Raw genomic sequence first — 18,058 nt, 5'->3', positions numbered from 1 at the left:
ATACTAAAAATATATTTCTCTACCATATGAATAATCTTAATATTTATTAATTGAAACAAATTTATTTAAAAATAACTCATTAAAAATTTTTATTTTTTAAATATAAGCAATATTAATGTTATTATTATTTCATAATATCTATATCAAATAGATAATATTTAAATTCTTAAAATAAATAAAAAAACTAATTTCAATAGTTACATTTAGATTTTTAATCTATAACTGAAGCAAGGAAATATCTGCAATATAAAGAAATAATTTTCTTAGTTTTACTAGTATTGTTAGACGATTAATACGTAATGCAGTGTTACTAACGTTTACCATAATATTATTAAAAAAATTATTTATTAAATCAATTGATTGCATTAATTCAATCAACGCATCTTGATAACGATTTTCTATTAATAGAGGTTTCAGTTTATTTTCTAATTCAACGATAAATATTGACAATTCAATCTCTTCTTTTTCTTTTAAAAGAGATCTTTGAATATTAGTATTCAATTTTTCTTTAGATTTAGCCACAATATTACAAATACGTTTATTAACTATAATTAAAGCGTTAACTTTTTTCATATTACGTAAATATGCAATTGCTTGTATACGTGCATCAAAATCTATTGGACGCATTGGACGACAAGCTAATACAGCTTGAATAATATCTATAGTATATCCTTTGTGTTTATACCAAGTATAAAAACGATTAAATATAAAATTAATAACTTCATCCACAATATTTGAATTTTTTATTTTTTCACCATATTGATATACAGTTTTTTTTACTAAATTTTCTAAATCTAAAGGTAACTTTTTTTCAACAATAATTCTCAGTATGCCTAATGCAATACGGCGCAATGCAAAAGGATCTTTATCTCCTTTTCCTTTTGGATTTAAACTAATACTAAAAATACCTACGAGAGTATCAATTTTATCAGCAATAGCTACAGAACAAGCAATTAATGTAGAGGGCAAAGAATCACCAGCAAAACGTGGATGATATTGTTCATGAATCGCTATAGCTACATCTTCAGGTTCACCATCATAACGTGCATAATACATACCCATAGCGCCTTGTGTATCTGGAAATTCAAATACCATCTTCGTTAAGAGATCACATTTAGAAAGTAAACTAGCACGGATAGTATGATTTATATCTGCTCCAATCTGCTTAGAAATCCAACAGGCCAATAATTGAATACGATTAGTTTTATCGCTTAATGTCCCTAAGTCTTTATGAAATAAAATACTTTTTAAATGAGGAATTTTACTTTCTAAAGAGTTTTTACAATCAAGATTAAAGAAAAACTCTGCATCAGTCAAACGTGATCGTACTACATGCTCATTGCCAATGATAATTTTCTGTGGATTTCTTGATTCAATGTTAGCAACAAATATAAAATTAGGTAGTAATTTTTTATTATTAGAGTATATTGGAAAATACTTTTGATCGTTTTTCATGATCGAAACTAGTGCTTCTGTCGGTATAGCAAGAAATTTTTTATTAAATTTCCCCATTAATATTACTGGCCACTCTACTAACGAAGTTACTTCTTCTAATAGACTATCGCTTATATCTGCGTATCCCCCTAAATTGTAAGCTATAGCTTCTACATCTCTTTTAATTTTAGCTTTACGTACCGCATAATCGGCTATTACTTTACCACACTCTAATAATAATTGAGGATACTGATTGGCATGATCTAAAATTAACTTAGCCTCACCCATAAATCTATGACCGTAAATTACGCGATCTGAATTAATCCCTAATATATTCTCTGAAATTATTTCATCTCCTAACAACATAGTTATTGTATGAACAGGACGAATAAATTCTACTTCACCTTTACCCCAACGCATAGGTTTTGGAATTGGTAGTTTACGTAGTACTTTAATAAGCAAAATTGGAAGTAATACTTTGGTACTTTCACCTTTTACCAAAGAACGATATACTAACCTTTTATCCTTACCTATAATTAAACGTTCAGCTTGATCTACTGTAATGCCATTACTATGTGCCCAACATAAAGCTGCCTTAGTTGCATTACCATCATCATTAAAAGCTGTAGAAATAGTAGGTCCTTTTTTTTCAATTATTTGATCAGGTTGAAAAATATTAAGTTGTGTAACTATTAAAGCTAGACGTCGTGGCGTAGCAAACCAAGTTACTTTAGTATAACTTAAATTAACCTTATCTAGTTCATCACAGAAGAAAATAGCAAAGGATTGTGCTAAACTGTATAAAGATTTTGGTGGTAATTCTTCTGTGCCAATTTCTACTAAAAAATTTTTCTTTTCCATTAATTAAATCTTAAATTATTTTTATTACACATTGGGAATCCGAGTGCTTTACGGGAAGCATAGTAAGATTTAGCAACAGCTTTAGTGACAGTACGAATACGAATAATATAATGTTGACGTTCAGTTACTGAAATTGCTTTACGTGATTCTAAAATGTTAAAGATATGTGCTGCCTTTAAAATACATTCATAAGCTGGTACACTCAGAGGTTTTTTTAACGACAATTGTTGTTGAGCTTCTTTTTCATATTGTTCGAAACAATTAAAAAGAAAATTAATATCTGCATGCTCAAAATTATAACTAGATTGTTCTAATTCGTTTTGAAAAAAGAGGTCTCCATAAGTAATTTTTCCTAGAGAACTATGACTCCAAATAAGATCATAAACGTTATCTACTCCCTGAATGTACATTGCTAAACGTTCTAAACCATATGTAATTTCACCAGTTATAGGGCGACACTCCATGCTACCCACTTGTTGAAAATAAGTAAACTGTGTTATCTCCATACCATTTAACCGTACTTCCCATCCTAATCCCCAAGCTCCAAGAGTTGGATTTTCCCAGTTATCTTCTACAAAACGGACATCATTCATATTTAAATCTATATTTAAATATTTTAAAGATTCAAGATATAGATCTTGAAGAGTACTAATAGATGGCTTAATTATTACCTGAAACTGATAGTAATGTTGTAAACGATTTGGATTTTCTCCATAACGCCCGTCAGTAGGACGACGAGATGGTTGTACATAAGCAATAGAAATTGGTTCAGGACCTAATGCACGTAAACAAGTCATTGGATGAGAAGTACCAGCTCCTATTTCTATGTCTAGAGGTTGAATTATAGTACAGCCATGACCCATCCAATAATTTTGCAAGGCCATAATTAAACCTTGAAAAGTATTGATATCAAAATGTTGCATATTAAATTTGTACGCAATATAATTATATTAAATCAAAAAGTATTAATACTATACACTGTTTAATTTGCATTATGTAGTTAAAATATTAGGATTTTTATTATCTCACGGTTCGAATAATATCGATATCAATTCTAATATTTAAAATTCATAAATCTCCTTATTATATCATTATTCAAAATAACAACAATTAAATTTTACTTATAACTAGTATAGAAAGACTTGATTTTATTAAAAATACTATAAGTAGTAATTTACTTAATATAATTAATATCATTCTTTAATATAATAAAAATTTATTTAAATTTAAATAAATTTAATGATTAGCTAATAGAACAATAAATATTTAAAATTTTATTATATATAAAAAATAATAACATCTATTCTGTTTAAGTAGATTACTTATAAAGTAATACTTTATAATGTATTATAATAAATAATAGAAATAAAGGGATTAATATGCCTAATAAACAAACATATTATAATATGCAGTATATAATACTTTGTTGTATTACTGCTTCATTTGGTGGGCTATTAATGGGATATGACTCTTCAATTATATCTGGAGCAATCGAACCTTTAAGTAATTATTTTCAATTAACACCATCTAAAACTGGTTGGGCTGTTTCAAATATTTTGCTAGGAAGTTTGATAGGATGTCTTATTGCTCCAAGATTAAGTGATACTTTTGGACGTAAAAAATCACTATCAATTACTGCTCTATTATTTAGTTTATCTGTTATAGGAACTTCTTTAGCATATGATTTTGATATTTTTGTTATTTTTCGAATTATTGGTGGTCTAGCTATTGGTTTAGCTTCAGTAATTTCGCCAATTTATTTAGCAGAGCTTTCACCATCTAAATTTCGTGGGCGAACTACTGCATTATATGCAGTATGTTGTGTAGGAGGACAGTCAGTAGTATTATTAACTAATTATTTTATAACTAAATCTATTTTACCTGAAATAATGGTAGAAATAGGTTGGCGTTATATCTTAGTAACGGCATTATTACCTTGTATATTATTTATTTTTTTTCTTGTATTTATTCCAGAATCCCCACGCTGGAATATACTAAAAGGACAATATAATGAAGCGTTAGATACATTAATAAAAATATCAAATTACAAACATGCAAAAATAGTATTTAAAGAAATCAAATATTCATTTTTAAGTAATAAAAATCAAAATTATAAGTCTAATTTATCGTTGGATAAAGCTACTATATCATTACTAGTAATTGGTATTGGATTAGCTGTAGGAAATCAAATTAGTGGTATTAATGTAATTCAATATTTCGGACCAATCTTATTAAAAAATATTTCTTCTAACATGGACCATGCATTATTACAAACGTTTTGGTTATCAATATGTCAATTTATTGGTATTTTAATAGGAATGACACTTATAGATAAAATAGGCCGTCGTAAATTATTATTACTAGGTGCATTAGCTTCCTATATTTGTCTTACTTATTCATTTATTACTTTTTACTATCATTTATCGGGTTTAATCGCAATATTTGGTTTGGTTTCTTATATGATTTTTTTTGGTATGACTTGGGGACAAGTTGTATGGACAGTACTAAGTGAGATTTTTCCAACTAAAATTCGATCTATGTGCATGGGTATTTGTATCTGTACTATGTCACTCACAAATTTTGTAATAAGTACTATATTTCCAATTCTTAACAGTAATACTTTATTAATCCATAAATTTCACGGTGGTTTTCCATTATTACTATTTGCAATCTTTTCGTTATTTATATACTTATTTACTTTTCGTTATTTACCAGAAACTACTGGTATGTCTTTAGAAAAGATCAATAATGTCTTATCAAATAAATTAAATAGTAATACTTAAATTAATAAATTTTAGGTTTATTAAAACTAAATAAAAATACTTAATATTATAAGAATTATTATGAAGTATAAATTTATTATTAGCAATAACATACGAATATTAGTATTCATCTCCTCGTACGCGACTACGGTAGCTTTCCCAATCAAAACGCACCCATAAACTATTTCCTAAACGCATACGATCCATTACACGTTCTCCAAACAATGTATTCATACCAGAAGGATCTAAGTTAGAAAGCATACCAGTAGGACGTTTTGAAGAAGAACGACGATCAACAATTTGATTAATAATCACTTTTTCATAACGAGATTCACTTTGCATACCTATTTCATCTATTACTAGTAAATCAACATGACTCAGATCATATAATAAACATTCTTCTGTAATATTACTTCCTCCACTGAAAGTTCCTTTGATACTAGACATTAAATCAGCTACAGTTACTATTAATACACTTTTACCACGTAAAATTAAGTCATTACCTATTGCTGCTGCTAAATGATTCTTACCTGTTCCAGGACGACCAGAAAAAACAAAACTAGCAATACTATTTTGAAAACTAGCAGCATATTCACGTGCTAAATTTAACGCTTTACGTTGTCCATCATTTTCTATTCGATAGTTATCAAAAGAGCAATTCATATGTAATTCTCTAATGCCAGAATGTCCCATAATACGCTGCATTTTCATAGCACGATTTTCACGAACAATTGCTTCAGAACGTAAACGTCCTTGTTCTTGGTTCCAAGCTAATAGTTCTTTACCACTTTTAAATTTTGGTTCTACATTAGAAGGAATGATTTTTTTAAAACGATTGAAAAGATCATTCGGTGTTTTCATTACTCACCTCGAAAACCATCGGGGATATCATAATCAGTATTACTAATTTGAGTGATATCACGCTTGAAATAACCACTATTAATAATTCTATTCATTTGTACATGACGTGCTAACTTTTGTTGCCATTGTACATGATGAAATAAACAACCTTCTGCTTCCCAATATGTAATAAAAGCAGCTAATTCATTCGTAGTAACCGGTTCTTTTAACGTAATTCCCCAAACCGCTGCTTGCCGTTGAAAATCAATATCTGGATGCCAACCTTGATACATGGAAAATTTACCTACTGATGCAAAATTTTCTGTATTTTGCCTTTTGAAAATATTTTTATTCAAAAAAATATTATTTTTTTGAATAAAATTTGATTCTAACGCTAATAAATTTGCTAATCGCTGTGGTGTTATAGCATAAAATGCTGGTATATTATGGCATAGTATTGCTAATGTACCGTTATCAGCTTTAAGCATTGAAGTAAGAGGATCTTGGCAAAAATTATCTATCCCTACTAATGTTGAAGTTAAGACTTTTACTAACATGGAAAAACCTAATATTAATAAATATTATATATTCAGTAAAATCTAGTCATTACATATATTGAAAAATTTATATTATATTATATTAACATTTAGCAAAAAACTCTTAAAATACATGTAATCCTATGCTGGTGTCATATAAATAAAATTTATATTTCTATTTTAATGAAAAAATTACTATAAACTTAAAATAATGTATAATTATATACATTATTTTTTCTTTAATGTTATATTAAATAAAACTATTATAAAGCTTATAATGAAAGATATTGTTATAATTAATTGAATAATACTTGTTTATTTTGATGTAAAACTTATAAAATAATAAAATTAAGAAAAATATTACTTTTTACATTAATCAGTTAAATATTTTAAGGTAAAGTTTAAAAGATTAAATATCTATATTAACTACTTTCAAGGCATTTTCTTCAATAAAAAGACGACGAGGTTCAACTGCATCGCCCATAAGTGTAGTAAAAAGTTGATCAGCAGCAATCGCGTCGTTAATAGTCACACGTAACATATGACGACTCTTTGGATTCATAGTAGTTTCCCATAGCTGTCTTGGATTCATTTCACCTAAACCTTTATATCTTTGTATAGATAAGCCGCGACGAGATTCTTTTAGTAGCCATTCAAATGCTTGTTCAAAATTAGTTACTAAATGATATTTTTCACCACGTTTAATCATAGCTTCTTTTTTGATTAAACCACGTAATTGGTTACCTAAAATACAAATTTTACGATATTCTGGCCCATAAATAAATTCATAATCTAATCGATAATTTGTATTTATACCATGAGTACTAATACATAATACTGGCTCAAATAAATTTTGTTGCAAATTCTTATGTACTTGAGCTATGTAACTACTATTACTATGTACTTCATGTTCAATTAAATAAATTATAAGTCCGTCTAACCAATTTTTTACTACTATTTCATCATTAAGATTATTCAAAGTTGAATAGTATATTAACGAATATAATAAACTTAGTGGAAAACGTCTTTCTAGACGTCTAATCATTTTCTGTATGTGATTGAAATCACATACAAGCTTATATAAACTATCATTACTTAATAATGATATATTAATATCATCTTTAGTTTGTAAACTGGCATTTTCTAATGCAATTGAAATTTGATACTTATCCATCTCTTCATCATCTTTAATATATTTTTCATACCTACCTTTTTTAACTTTATAAAGTGGTGGTTGAGCAATATAAATATGGCCACGTTCAATAATTTCTGGCATTTGACGATAGAAAAAAGTTAACAGTAATGTACGAATATGAGAACCATCAACATCTGCATCTGTCATGATAATAATACTATGATAGCGTAATTTATCTGGATTATACTCATCACGTCCTACACCACAACCTAGTGCAGTAATTAAAGTAGCTACTTCTTGAGAAGAGATCATTTTATCAAAACGTGCTTTTTCAACATTAAGAATTTTACCTTTAAGCGGCAAAATAGCCTGATTCTTACGGTTACGTCCTTGTTTAGCAGATCCACCTGCAGAATCCCCTTCTACAAGATATATTTCACATAGTGCTGGATTTTTTTCTTGGCAATCTGCTAACTTACCGGGAAGACCAGAAGGATCAAGAACAGCTTTACGACGAGTCATTTCTCGTACACGACGCGCTGCTTCACGCGCACGTGCTGCATCAATAATCTTATTAACAATAATTTTAGCATCAGATGGATTTTCTAATAAATATTCATTTAGTAATTCATTTATCTGTTGTTCAATGACTGATTTAACTTCTAAAGATACTAACTTATCTTTAGTTTGAGAAGAGAACTTAGGATCTGGTAATTTTACTGAAACAACTGCTACAAGCCCTTCACGGGCATCATCGCCTATAGTATTAACCTTAGTTTTTTTATTATATCCCTCTTTATCCATATAAGCATTCAATGTACGAGTTATGGCTGAACGAAATCCCGCAAGATGTGTTCCACCATCTCGCTGTGGAATATTATTAGTGAAACAATAAATATTTTCTTGAAAACCATCATTCCATTGAAGTGCTAATTCAATACCAATACCATCTTTTTCAGTAGATAAATAAAAAATACTTGGATGGATAGGATTTTTATTACGATTTAAATATTCTACAAAAGATTTGATACCTCCTTTGTAATGATAATGATCATTTTTATCAACTCTTTTATCCTTAAGGAAAATAGATATACCTAAGTTTAAAAATGAAAGCTCACGTAAACGTTTAGCTAAAATTTCATATTTAAATTCAATAACATTGGTAAATGTTTCATAACTTGGCCAAAAGCGTATATAAGTACCTGTTATATCAGTATTTCCAATGATACTTAATGGATTTTGTGGTATACCGTGAACGTAGATTTGATGATGTATTTTACCATCTCGATAGATAGTCAATTCTAATTTTTGTGATAAAGCATTTACTACTGAAATGCCTACTCCGTGTAGACCTCCAGATACCTTATAAGAATTATCATCAAATTTACCACCAGCATGTAATATGGTCATAATTACTTCAGCAGCAGAAACTCCTTCTTCACTATGTATTCCAGTTGGAATACCACGACCATTATCTTTTACAGAAACAGAATTATCAGTATGAATAGTAACAACAATATTATTACAATAACCAGCAAGTGCTTCATCTATGGCATTATCAACTACTTCAAATACCATATGATGAAGACCTGTACCTTCATCTGTATCCCCAATATACATACCTGGACGCTTACGTACCGCATCAAGTCCTTTTAGAACCTTGATACTAGAAGAGTCATAACTTGACATCAAAGTTTCTCACTAATGTTTAAAATTAAATCACTACTATTTTACTCTTAAATACATATTTAAAAGTAAAGTGACTTTGATAAAAATCCTATATATAAAAAATATACTTTAATTTTATATTAACAGACGATTATGGTTATTTAATTTTAGATATTAAACATGATCTATATAACTAAAATAGTTATTTTATTTGATATTATTATCAATGATAACAATTGAGTATATTTGTATATTTCATTAATTAAATGATATTAAATTAGTAATATTAGTCATTATATTTAATGATAGTTTGAATATTTATTAATAAAAAATACCATAATAGCTAAAACTTATTTATCTTATAGTTAAATTCAATTCAATTCAATTTAAATTTATTAATCTATAATCGCATTGGCATAACAACATATACTGATATAGGATTATCAACATCTTCAATTTGTACACTAGATATTGAATCTGTTAATAGAATTCGCACCTTTTCACATTTTAAAGCATTTAATATATCAAGTATATAACTAACATTAAAACCTATTTCTAAGTCACTTCCATCATAGTAGACATCTAATATTTCTTCTGCTTCTTCTTGTTCTGGATTATTGGCGATTATTTTAAGCTGATTTTTAGTAATATAAAGACGTACACCACGAAATTTTTCATTCGAAATAATAGCTGCACGGGCAAATGCTTGTTTTAATAAGTCACAATTGGCTTCCAATATTTTATCTGGATTTTTTGGCAATACGCGACGATAGTTAGGAAAATGTCCATCAACTAACCGAGATGTAAAAATAAAATTTCCTACATATGTACGAATATTACCACTACCTATTTGGATCTGTATAGAAGTTTCCCCACCATCTAAAAGACGTGCTAATTCTATTATTGCTTTTCTAGGCACAATAACTGAATAATTTGGTAATAACTGCTTAATAGGAATAGAGCACACTGCTAAACGATGTCCATCAGTAGCAACTGTTCTTAGAATTTTATCTTCTGTTTCTAATAACATACCATTAAGATAATAACGAACATCTTGATGAGCCATAGAAAATTGAGTAGACTCTATTAAACGCTTTAATATTATCTGAGGTACTATAAATTCTACTTCACTTCGCCAATCATCTAAATTTGGAAAGTCACTAGCAGGAAGTGTAGCTAGTGAAAATCTACTACGACCAGAGCGCACTAATATCCTATCACCAATTAAAGTAACGTTAATTTCTACACCTTCTGGTAGACAACGACAAATATCGTAAAATTTACGAGCAGGTACAGTAATAGCATTTGATTGATATGCTTGAGTTAGTACAATACGAGCTACCATTTCTATTTCTAAATCAGTAGCAGTTAGTGTTAAAAAACCTTTATTTACTTGGAGTAATAAGTTTCCAAGTATTGGTAACTTTGGACGTCCGCTAAGCGGGTTACTAACTTGTTGTAGCGGTTTTAATATCTGTTCACGTTCTATAATAAATTTCATAAAATTTTATATATTAACAGGATAATATCCTAATAAGATTAGAAAAATCTTTTTTAATATTATGATTTTCTTCACGTAATTGTTCAATTTTACGACAAGCATGAAGTACCGTAGTATGATCACGTCCACCAAAAGCATCTCCAATTTCTGGTAGACTATGATTAGTCAATTCTTTTGCTAGTGCCATCGCCATCTGCCTTGGACGAGCGACAGATCTAGAACGGCGTTTGGATAATAAATCTGATACTTTAATTTTATAGTATTCTGCTACAGTTTTTTGTATATTGTCTATGGTAATTAATTTTTCTTGTAAAGCTAGTAGATCACGTAAAGCTTCCCGAACAAAATCAATAGTAATAGCACGACCAGTGAAATTAGCATTAGCAATTACACGATTCAATGCACCTTCTAGTTCACGAACATTAGAACGTAATCGTTTAGCGATAAAAAAAGCTACTTCATCTGGTAAGAAAATTTCATTTTCATCAGCCTTCTTCATTAAGATAGCTACTCTAGTTTCTAATTCAGGTGGTTCAATCGCTACAGTAAGCCCCCATCCAAAACGAGATTTTAAGCGATCTTCTACGCCGTTAATTTCTTTTGGATAACGATCTGATGTTAGAATTATTTGTTGATTACCTTCTAATAGAGCATTAAAAGTATGAAAGAACTCTTCTTGAGAACGTTCTTTATTAGCAAAAAATTGTATATCATCAATAAGTAATGCATCTACTGAACGATAATAACGCTTAAACTCTTCAATTGCATTCTTTTGCAATGCCTTGACCATATCTTGTACAAAACGTTCAGAATGCATATAAACAACTTTAGAATGTAATTTATGTATAATAATATCATTACCTACTGCATGTAATAAATGAGTTTTACCTAAACCAGTTCCACCATAAAGAAATAGTGGATTATAAGAACTTCCTGGATTATTAGCTACTTGCTGTGCAACTGAACGTGCTAATTGGTTAGATTTTCCTTCTACAAAATTATGAAAATTATGTCTAGTATTAACATTAGAATAGTAAATAAGCTTTGGTGGTGCTAAAACAGAATCCCAACTAGGTCGTACTATTCTTGTTGGTAGTATACAATCATCTATATTTATAGAAGTTGTAATATCATTATTTATTGAAGAATCAAGTGTAGAAACTTGAACTATTGGTCGAGTACCTACCTCAAACCGTAGTAATGGAACATTCGAACCACAAAACTCATTTAGCAAAACATTAATACTATTAAGATATTTATCTTTAACCCATTCCAATACAAAACGATTTGGTGCATACAATGCTAACGTATTATTATTTAATTCAGCCTGTAGTGGACGAATCCACATACTGAACTCAGTAGCAGGAAGATTATCCTGAAAACGTATAAGACACTTTTGCCAAAGCGTAAGTGACACGATGAACTCCACTCATACAAAATCGATAAGATTATCAAATGCTAATAAATATTTTTTATATAAAACTTAATTTTTAAAAAAGACGGTAAAAAAGCTAATGAACACTCATTTCACGGTAATTTTACTAGCAATTTTATTGAAAATTGTTAGCGTACTAAAAATAATAGCGCACAGCGAAGTAGAGTTCTTATCTATTCTACACAGTTTTAAGATAATTTATCCACAGGGTATAAATTATTGATGATAAAAACATGTTTAAATATTATAAGTATTGTATTTTTTATTAATTTTTAAATTTTAAGTATAAAATATTTAAATATAAATGATAATTTTTTTTAACAATTTAATCTATAAAAAAAATTTGTTACTTAAGTAAAAATATATACTCTTAACTAAGCTAGTTTTAGCTAAAATAAGTAATGTATTGAATCCTATGGATTGAATTGACTCCAAGCTATAGAATTATTATAATTTAACGTTACTATTAAATATATATCGAAGCACTAGTCATATATTAGTTTAAAGTGCTTTGTCTATGAAATATTTTTAAATATATAGGTAAAAAACTATTATGAAACGTACTTTTCAACCATCTATATTAAAACGTAATCGTTTGCATGGTTTTCGTGCTCGTATGTCTACCAAAAATGGTCGTCAAATTTTAGCACGGCGACGTGCTAAAGGACGTCATCGTCTTACCGTTTGTTAGTAGTAATAATTAGTGAATAATTTTTCATTTCCTAGGGAGTTACGCTTATTTACTCCTACGCATTTTACTTTTGTTTTTCAACGAGCACAAAAAGTGGGTAATTCAAAAATTACCATACTTAGCCGATTTAATATGTTAGGATATCCCCGCTTAGGTCTTACTATTGCTAAAAAACATGTAAAACACTCCCATGAACGTAACCGTATTAAACGAATAATTCGTGAAAGTTTTCGTTTACTCCAACATGAATTACCTGCAATGGATTTTATAGTTATAGCAAAAAAAGGAATTATCAACCTTAATAATCGTGCAATTACAGAAATATTAAGTAAACTATGGCTTCATTACTGTAGATTAAAAAATAGTCTCTAATAGTTTATATTTATTAAATAGTTATTAACTAAGATTAAAATCTTATTATCGAGTTTTATCTCATTTTTTTAATGCTGGATGATATCGCATATTGTTTTATAAAAAAAGTAGTGAATATATATTCAAAACAGTAATAAATACTATTATTTTTTATTTAATGAATCGATTTTACTGCCAAAAACTTTTAATCAGAGAACATTAAAGATGGATTCGCAACGCAATTTTTTTATTATTGCTTTTCTGTTCGTGTCTTTTATGCTTTGGCAAGTCTGGCAAGAGGATTATACTTCAAACCAGGGTCAAATTACACAAGATATAAGCAGAACTGCAAATGATATCACCTCATATAATTTATTAACTAATGATAAAAGTACAATTATTACTGTTAAAACTGATTTACTATCATTAGACATCAATACTCGTGGTGGCGATATAGAGCGAGCTGAGTTATTAACTTACTTTGATAAATTGGGTTCAAATGTACCATTTCAAATTTTAGAAACCACACCTTCATTTATTTATCAAGCTCAAAGCGGATTGACTGGCCGTAATGGTCCAGATAATCCTCATAATGGCAATCGTCCAATATATAAAAGTTCTAAAAATTACTTTGAAATGAAAGATAATGAAAAAGAATTACACGTACCACTTATATGGAAAGGGGAAAATGGTGTAACATATACAAAAACATTTACTTTTAAACATGGTGAGTTTTTAGTGAATGTAAACTACAAGATTAAAAATACAACTAAGCATCCACTAAAAATGATGATGTTTGGTCAACTAAAACAAACAATTAATATACCAAAATATCGTGATACTAGCAGTAATAATTTTGCTTTGCATGGCTTTCGTGGTGCTGCATATTCAACAGATCATACTAAATATGCAAAATATAAATTTGATGATATTGCAAATAATGAAAATTTAAATACAACTACTAATCATGGTTGGATAGCTATGCTACAGCAATACTTTGCTACTGCTTGGATACCACGCACTAATGGTAATCATATTTTTTATACTAGCCATCTTGAAAAAGGAATTGCGGCTATAGGGTATAAATCTGAACCTATTACTATAGATGCAGGTGTACAAAAAAGTCTTAATGCAGATTTATGGATTGGACCAGAAATTCAAAATCAAATGGCATTAGCTGCATTAAATCTAGACCTAAGCGTTGATTATGGTTGGCTGTGGTTTATATCACAACCATTATTTAAACTATTAGCATTTCTTTATAAATTTATTGGTAACTGGGGTGTTTCTATCATAGCTATTACTTTTATTGTACGGGGAATTATGTATCCTTTAACTAAAGCACAATATACTTCTATGGCTAAGATGCGTATATTACAACCAAAAATTCAATTAATAAGAGAACGGTTAAGCAATGATAAACAGAAAATGAGTCAAGAAATTATGGCTCTATATAAAGCAGAAAAAGTCAATCCATTAGGTGGTTGTTTACCAATATTTATCCAAATGCCAATCTTTCTTGCTTTATACTATATGTTATCAGGTTCTGTAGAGTTACGTCATGCACCTTTTATATTATGGATTAATGATTTATCAGCACAAGATCCATATTATATTTTACCAGTGATTATGGGTCTGACCATGTTATTAATTCAAAAAATGTCACCCAATACCATTACAGATCCGATGCAAAATAAACTTATGAACTACATGCCAATAATATTTACTATCTTTTTCTTATGGTTTCCATCTGGTCTAGTATTATACTATATTATTAGTAATTTAGTTACTGTCTTTCAACAACATATAATTTATAATGAATTAGAAAAACGTGGGTTACATAGCCGAGTATAAAAAAACATAATATTTCATTATATTTATAATAATTAAATATGAGTAAAAATGATACTATTGTTGCTCAAGCAACACCTCCAGGTCGTGGAGGAATTGGCATATTACGTATTTCAGGAAATCAAACATCTGAAATAGCTAAAGCTATTTTGGGTAAATTACCAAAACCACGATATGCTAATTATTTACCATTTATGGATATTAACGGTACAGTTCTCGACTATGGAATAGCACTATGGTTTCCAAAACCTAATTCTTTTACTGGTGAAGATGTATTGGAATTACAAGGTCATGGAGGGCAGATAGTGCTAGATATGTTATTAAAGCGTATATTAACAATACCAGGAATTCGTATCGCCCAACCTGGAGAGTTTTCTGAACGTGCTTTTCTTAATGAAAAGTTAGATTTAACTCAAGCAGAAGCTATTGCTGACTTAATCAATGCTAATTCTGAACAAGCTGCTAAAGCAGCATTAAATTCTCTTAGAGGAGAGTTTTCCCTACGTATTAATAAACTATTAGAAGATCTTACTTATTTAAGAACTTATGTAGAAACAACTATAGATTTCTCCAATGATGATATTAATTTTATATCCAATGATAAAATCAAAACACAGTTAAATATAATCATTCATGATTTAAATCATATTCGATCCGAAACAAATCAAGGTATTTTAATAAGTGAAGGAATAAAAGTAGTTATTACTGGCCATCCTAACGCTGGTAAATCTAGTCTTATTAATAAATTATCAGGATATGAAGTTGCTATCGTTACCGATATTGCTGGTACTACACGTGATGTAATACGTGAGCATATTTATATTGATGGTATACCATTACATATAATTGATACTGCTGGCTTACGTAAAACTAAAGATAAATTAGAGAGCATAGGTATTGAACGTGCTTGGAAAGAAATTAAAAATGCTGATCATATTTTGTTTATGATTGATAGTACTACTGTTAGTATTACTAATTCATCCATCTTACCTAATTTTATAAAAGATTTATCTATAAAAATACCAACTACTATCATCAGGAATAAAATAGATATTACCGGAGAAAAATTTGGTTTAATAGAAGTTAATAATGTTTCAATTATTTGTCTTTCTATTCTTACTGGAGAAGGAATAAGTACCTTACGCAGTCATTTAAAAAAAAGTATATCTTTAGATAGTAGAAATAGTATGGAAAGTAATTTCCTTGCACGGCGCCGCCATTTACAAGCTTTAGATATAGCAGCTAAATACTTACAAAGTGCTAAAGAACAAACAATTCACTTTTGGTCAATAGAATTGATTGCAGAAGATCTCCGGTTAGCACAAAAAACATTAAACGAAATTACTGGTAAATTTACTTCTAATGATTTACTAAACCGTATTTTTTCTAATTTTTGCATTGGTAAGTAATTTTTTTCTACTATTAGAACTTAAGATAATAGAAAAAATTCATTAAGTTCATCATAAATTAATTAATCAATTACTTCTTTTATTTATTACGTAATAATAATTCATATAATCTATCACCACCTAAATGACGAAAATCCTTACCTTTAATAAAATAAAAAATAATTTCACAAATATTTTGACATCGATCTCCAATACGCTCAATAGCACGTGCGCATAATAAGGCCGTTAATACACTAGGAATACAACCTGGTTTTTCCATCATATAGCTCATTAATTGACGTATTATATTTTCATATTCTTCATCAATTTTTTTATCTTCACGATAAATTTTAATGGCTTTTTTAAGTTCCATATAAGCAAATGCATCTAATACATCATGTAACATCTGTACTGTATGATGCCCTAGAGATTCTAATCTTACTAACATTACTAAATGTTGTTGATCAAAATCTTCTAAAGCAGTACGACTGATTTTTTCAGCAACATCTCCTATCCGTTCTAATTCAGAAATTGTTTTTATTATTGCTATAATTAAACGTAAATCACTAGCCGTTGGTTGACGTTTAGCGATAATGCGAACACAAGCTTCATCAATTTCTACTTCCATCATATTGACTTTTTCATCATTATTAATCACATGATTTGCTAATTTACTATCTTGATTGTGCATAGCCATGATAGAATCAGTAAGTTGTTGTTCAACTATTCTACCCATATCCATTACTTGAGTACGAATATGTTTTAATTCCATATTAAATTGACCGGAGATATGTTTATTCAAATTTAAATTATCCATTTATATCTCCTATATTAACCATAACGACCTGTAATATAATCTTCGGTTTGTTTTTGTACTGGTTTAGTAAATAATGTATTCGTATCACTATATTCAATTAATTCACCCATATACATAAAAGCAGTGTAATCAGAACAACGAGCTGCTTGTTGCATATTATGAGTAACAATAACTACAGTATAATCTTGTTTTAATTCAGTAATCAATTCTTCAATACGACCCGTTGAAATTGGATCAAGTGCTGAACATGGCTCATCTAATAATAACACTTCAGGCCGAATTGCAATACCACGTGCGATACATAAACGTTGTTGTTGACCTCCAGATAAGCTGTAACCACTATGATGAAGCTTATCTTTAATTTCCTCCCATAAAGCTGCTTTAATTAAAGCAGACTTTACACGCTCATCCATTTCAGTACGAGATAACTTTTCAAATAGACGTACACCAAACGCAATATTATTATAAATTGACATTGGAAAAGGTGTTGGTTTTTGAAATACCATACCGACACGAGCACGTAGTAATGCTATATCTTGATGAGAAGACAAAATATTATCTCCATCTAATAAAATTTCACCTTCTGCTCGCTGATCTGAATAAAGACAATACATTTTATTAAATGTACGTAATAGAGTAGATTTACCGCAACCTGATGGACCAATAAATGCTGTAACTTGATTTTGGGCAATATTAAGATTAATATTTTTTAATGCATGAAATTTACCATAATAAAAGTTCAAATTACGGACTTGAATTTTTCCAATAGAAGTAGAAATAGTTGACAT

14 protein-coding genes are annotated in these 18,058 nt (G+C 29.0%); 5 read left to right on the top strand and 9 right to left on the bottom strand.

What is annotated here, in order from left to right; genetic code table 11:
• Positions 1-216: 216 nt before the first annotated feature.
• The gene (glyS, locus tag FD728_RS02645; protein ID WP_159934566.1) at positions 217-2,295 is read right to left on the bottom strand and encodes a glycine--tRNA ligase subunit beta; all 2,079 of its coding nucleotides are present in this window, start codon (positions 2,293-2,295) and stop codon (positions 217-219) included.
• Positions 2,295-3,218, bottom strand: a complete 924-nt coding sequence (glyQ, locus tag FD728_RS02640; protein WP_159934564.1) for a glycine--tRNA ligase subunit alpha — start codon at positions 3,216-3,218, stop codon at positions 2,295-2,297. Before glyQ ends, glyS begins: the two co-directional genes overlap by 1 nt.
• A 456-nt stretch (positions 3,219-3,674) precedes the next feature.
• On the opposite strand from glyQ, the gene FD728_RS02635 reads away from it, so the two are divergent.
• A complete protein-coding gene (locus tag FD728_RS02635) occupies positions 3,675-5,078 on the top strand; it encodes a sugar porter family MFS transporter (protein WP_159934562.1) in 1,404 nt (467 codons plus the stop codon).
• Positions 5,079-5,177: 99 nt separating this feature from the next.
• On the opposite strand, the gene dnaC is transcribed toward FD728_RS02635, so the two are convergent.
• The 5 genes from dnaC to dnaA form a co-directional block, all read right to left on the bottom strand.
• A complete protein-coding gene (dnaC, locus tag FD728_RS02630) occupies positions 5,178-5,918 on the bottom strand; it encodes a DNA replication protein DnaC (RefSeq protein ID WP_159934560.1) in 741 nt (246 codons plus the stop codon).
• Positions 5,918-6,454, bottom strand: coding sequence for a primosomal protein DnaT (dnaT, locus tag FD728_RS02625; RefSeq protein ID WP_159934558.1), 537 nt, complete (start codon positions 6,452-6,454; stop codon positions 5,918-5,920). The genes dnaC and dnaT overlap by 1 nt, the downstream gene beginning before the upstream one ends.
• 388 nt (positions 6,455-6,842) lie before the next feature.
• Positions 6,843-9,260: a DNA topoisomerase (ATP-hydrolyzing) subunit B gene (gyrB, locus tag FD728_RS02620; protein WP_159934556.1), complete on the bottom strand. Its 2,418-nt coding sequence runs from the start codon at positions 9,258-9,260 to the stop codon at positions 6,843-6,845.
• A gap of 376 nt (positions 9,261-9,636) precedes the next feature.
• Positions 9,637-10,737 (bottom strand): DNA polymerase III subunit beta, encoded by a 1,101-nt coding sequence (gene dnaN / locus FD728_RS02615; RefSeq protein ID WP_159934554.1) that lies wholly within the window; start codon positions 10,735-10,737, stop codon positions 9,637-9,639.
• 13 nt (positions 10,738-10,750) lie between these two features.
• Positions 10,751-12,154, bottom strand: a complete 1,404-nt coding sequence (gene dnaA / locus FD728_RS02610) for a chromosomal replication initiator protein DnaA (protein ID WP_159934552.1) — start codon at positions 12,152-12,154, stop codon at positions 10,751-10,753.
• A gap of 571 nt (positions 12,155-12,725) precedes the next feature.
• Here dnaA and rpmH point away from each other — a divergent pair.
• From rpmH to mnmE, 4 genes are all read left to right on the top strand, one after another.
• Positions 12,726-12,863: a 50S ribosomal protein L34 gene (gene rpmH, locus FD728_RS02605; protein ID WP_159934550.1), complete on the top strand. Its 138-nt coding sequence runs from the start codon at positions 12,726-12,728 to the stop codon at positions 12,861-12,863.
• Positions 12,864-12,875: 12 nt separating this feature from the next.
• Positions 12,876-13,235, top strand: coding sequence for a ribonuclease P protein component (gene rnpA, locus FD728_RS02600; protein ID WP_159934548.1), 360 nt, complete (start codon positions 12,876-12,878; stop codon positions 13,233-13,235).
• 204 nt (positions 13,236-13,439) lie between these two features.
• Positions 13,440-15,068 (top strand): membrane protein insertase YidC, encoded by a 1,629-nt coding sequence (yidC, locus tag FD728_RS02595; protein ID WP_159934546.1) that lies wholly within the window; start codon positions 13,440-13,442, stop codon positions 15,066-15,068.
• Between the two features lie 38 nt (positions 15,069-15,106).
• Complete coding sequence (gene mnmE, locus FD728_RS02590; RefSeq protein ID WP_159934544.1) at positions 15,107-16,474, top strand: tRNA uridine-5-carboxymethylaminomethyl(34) synthesis GTPase MnmE; 1,368 nt, start codon at positions 15,107-15,109, stop codon at positions 16,472-16,474.
• Between the two features lie 79 nt (positions 16,475-16,553).
• Here mnmE and phoU read toward each other — a convergent pair whose 3' ends face one another.
• The gene (phoU, locus tag FD728_RS02585) at positions 16,554-17,270 is read right to left on the bottom strand and encodes a phosphate signaling complex protein PhoU (RefSeq protein WP_159934542.1); all 717 of its coding nucleotides are present in this window, start codon (positions 17,268-17,270) and stop codon (positions 16,554-16,556) included.
• A gap of 14 nt (positions 17,271-17,284) precedes the next feature.
• Positions 17,285-18,058: a phosphate ABC transporter ATP-binding protein PstB gene (gene pstB / locus FD728_RS02580; RefSeq protein ID WP_159934832.1), complete on the bottom strand. Its 774-nt coding sequence runs from the start codon at positions 18,056-18,058 to the stop codon at positions 17,285-17,287.

Source organism: Pantoea sp. Aalb, assembly GCF_009829985.1.
Taxonomy (GTDB): Bacteria; Pseudomonadota; Gammaproteobacteria; order Enterobacterales; family Enterobacteriaceae; genus SZZU01.
This window is presented reverse-complemented; position numbering and strand designations above follow the sequence as displayed.

What these genes read in the sequence shown, in the direction of transcription:
- FD728_RS02635 (WP_159934562.1), top strand. Translation starts at nt 3,675, where the DNA reads ATGCCTAATAAACAAACATATTATAATATGCAGTATATAATACTTTGT.
- dnaT (WP_159934558.1), bottom strand. Translation starts at nt 6,454, where the DNA reads ATGTTAGTAAAAGTCTTAACTTCAACATTAGTAGGGATAGATAATTTT.
- glyS (WP_159934566.1), bottom strand. Translation starts at nt 2,295, where the DNA reads ATGGAAAAGAAAAATTTTTTAGTAGAAATTGGCACAGAAGAATTACCA.
- dnaC (WP_159934560.1), bottom strand. Translation starts at nt 5,918, where the DNA reads ATGAAAACACCGAATGATCTTTTCAATCGTTTTAAAAAAATCATTCCT.
- rpmH (WP_159934550.1), top strand. Translation starts at nt 12,726, where the DNA reads ATGAAACGTACTTTTCAACCATCTATATTAAAACGTAATCGTTTGCAT.
- dnaN (WP_159934554.1), bottom strand. Translation starts at nt 10,737, where the DNA reads ATGAAATTTATTATAGAACGTGAACAGATATTAAAACCGCTACAACAA.
- pstB (WP_159934832.1), bottom strand. Translation starts at nt 18,058, where the DNA reads ATGTCAACTATTTCTACTTCTATTGGAAAAATTCAAGTCCGTAATTTG.
- mnmE (WP_159934544.1), top strand. Translation starts at nt 15,107, where the DNA reads ATGAGTAAAAATGATACTATTGTTGCTCAAGCAACACCTCCAGGTCGT.
- glyQ (WP_159934564.1), bottom strand. Translation starts at nt 3,218, where the DNA reads ATGCAACATTTTGATATCAATACTTTTCAAGGTTTAATTATGGCCTTG.
- yidC (WP_159934546.1), top strand. Translation starts at nt 13,440, where the DNA reads ATGGATTCGCAACGCAATTTTTTTATTATTGCTTTTCTGTTCGTGTCT.
- phoU (WP_159934542.1), bottom strand. Translation starts at nt 17,270, where the DNA reads ATGGATAATTTAAATTTGAATAAACATATCTCCGGTCAATTTAATATG.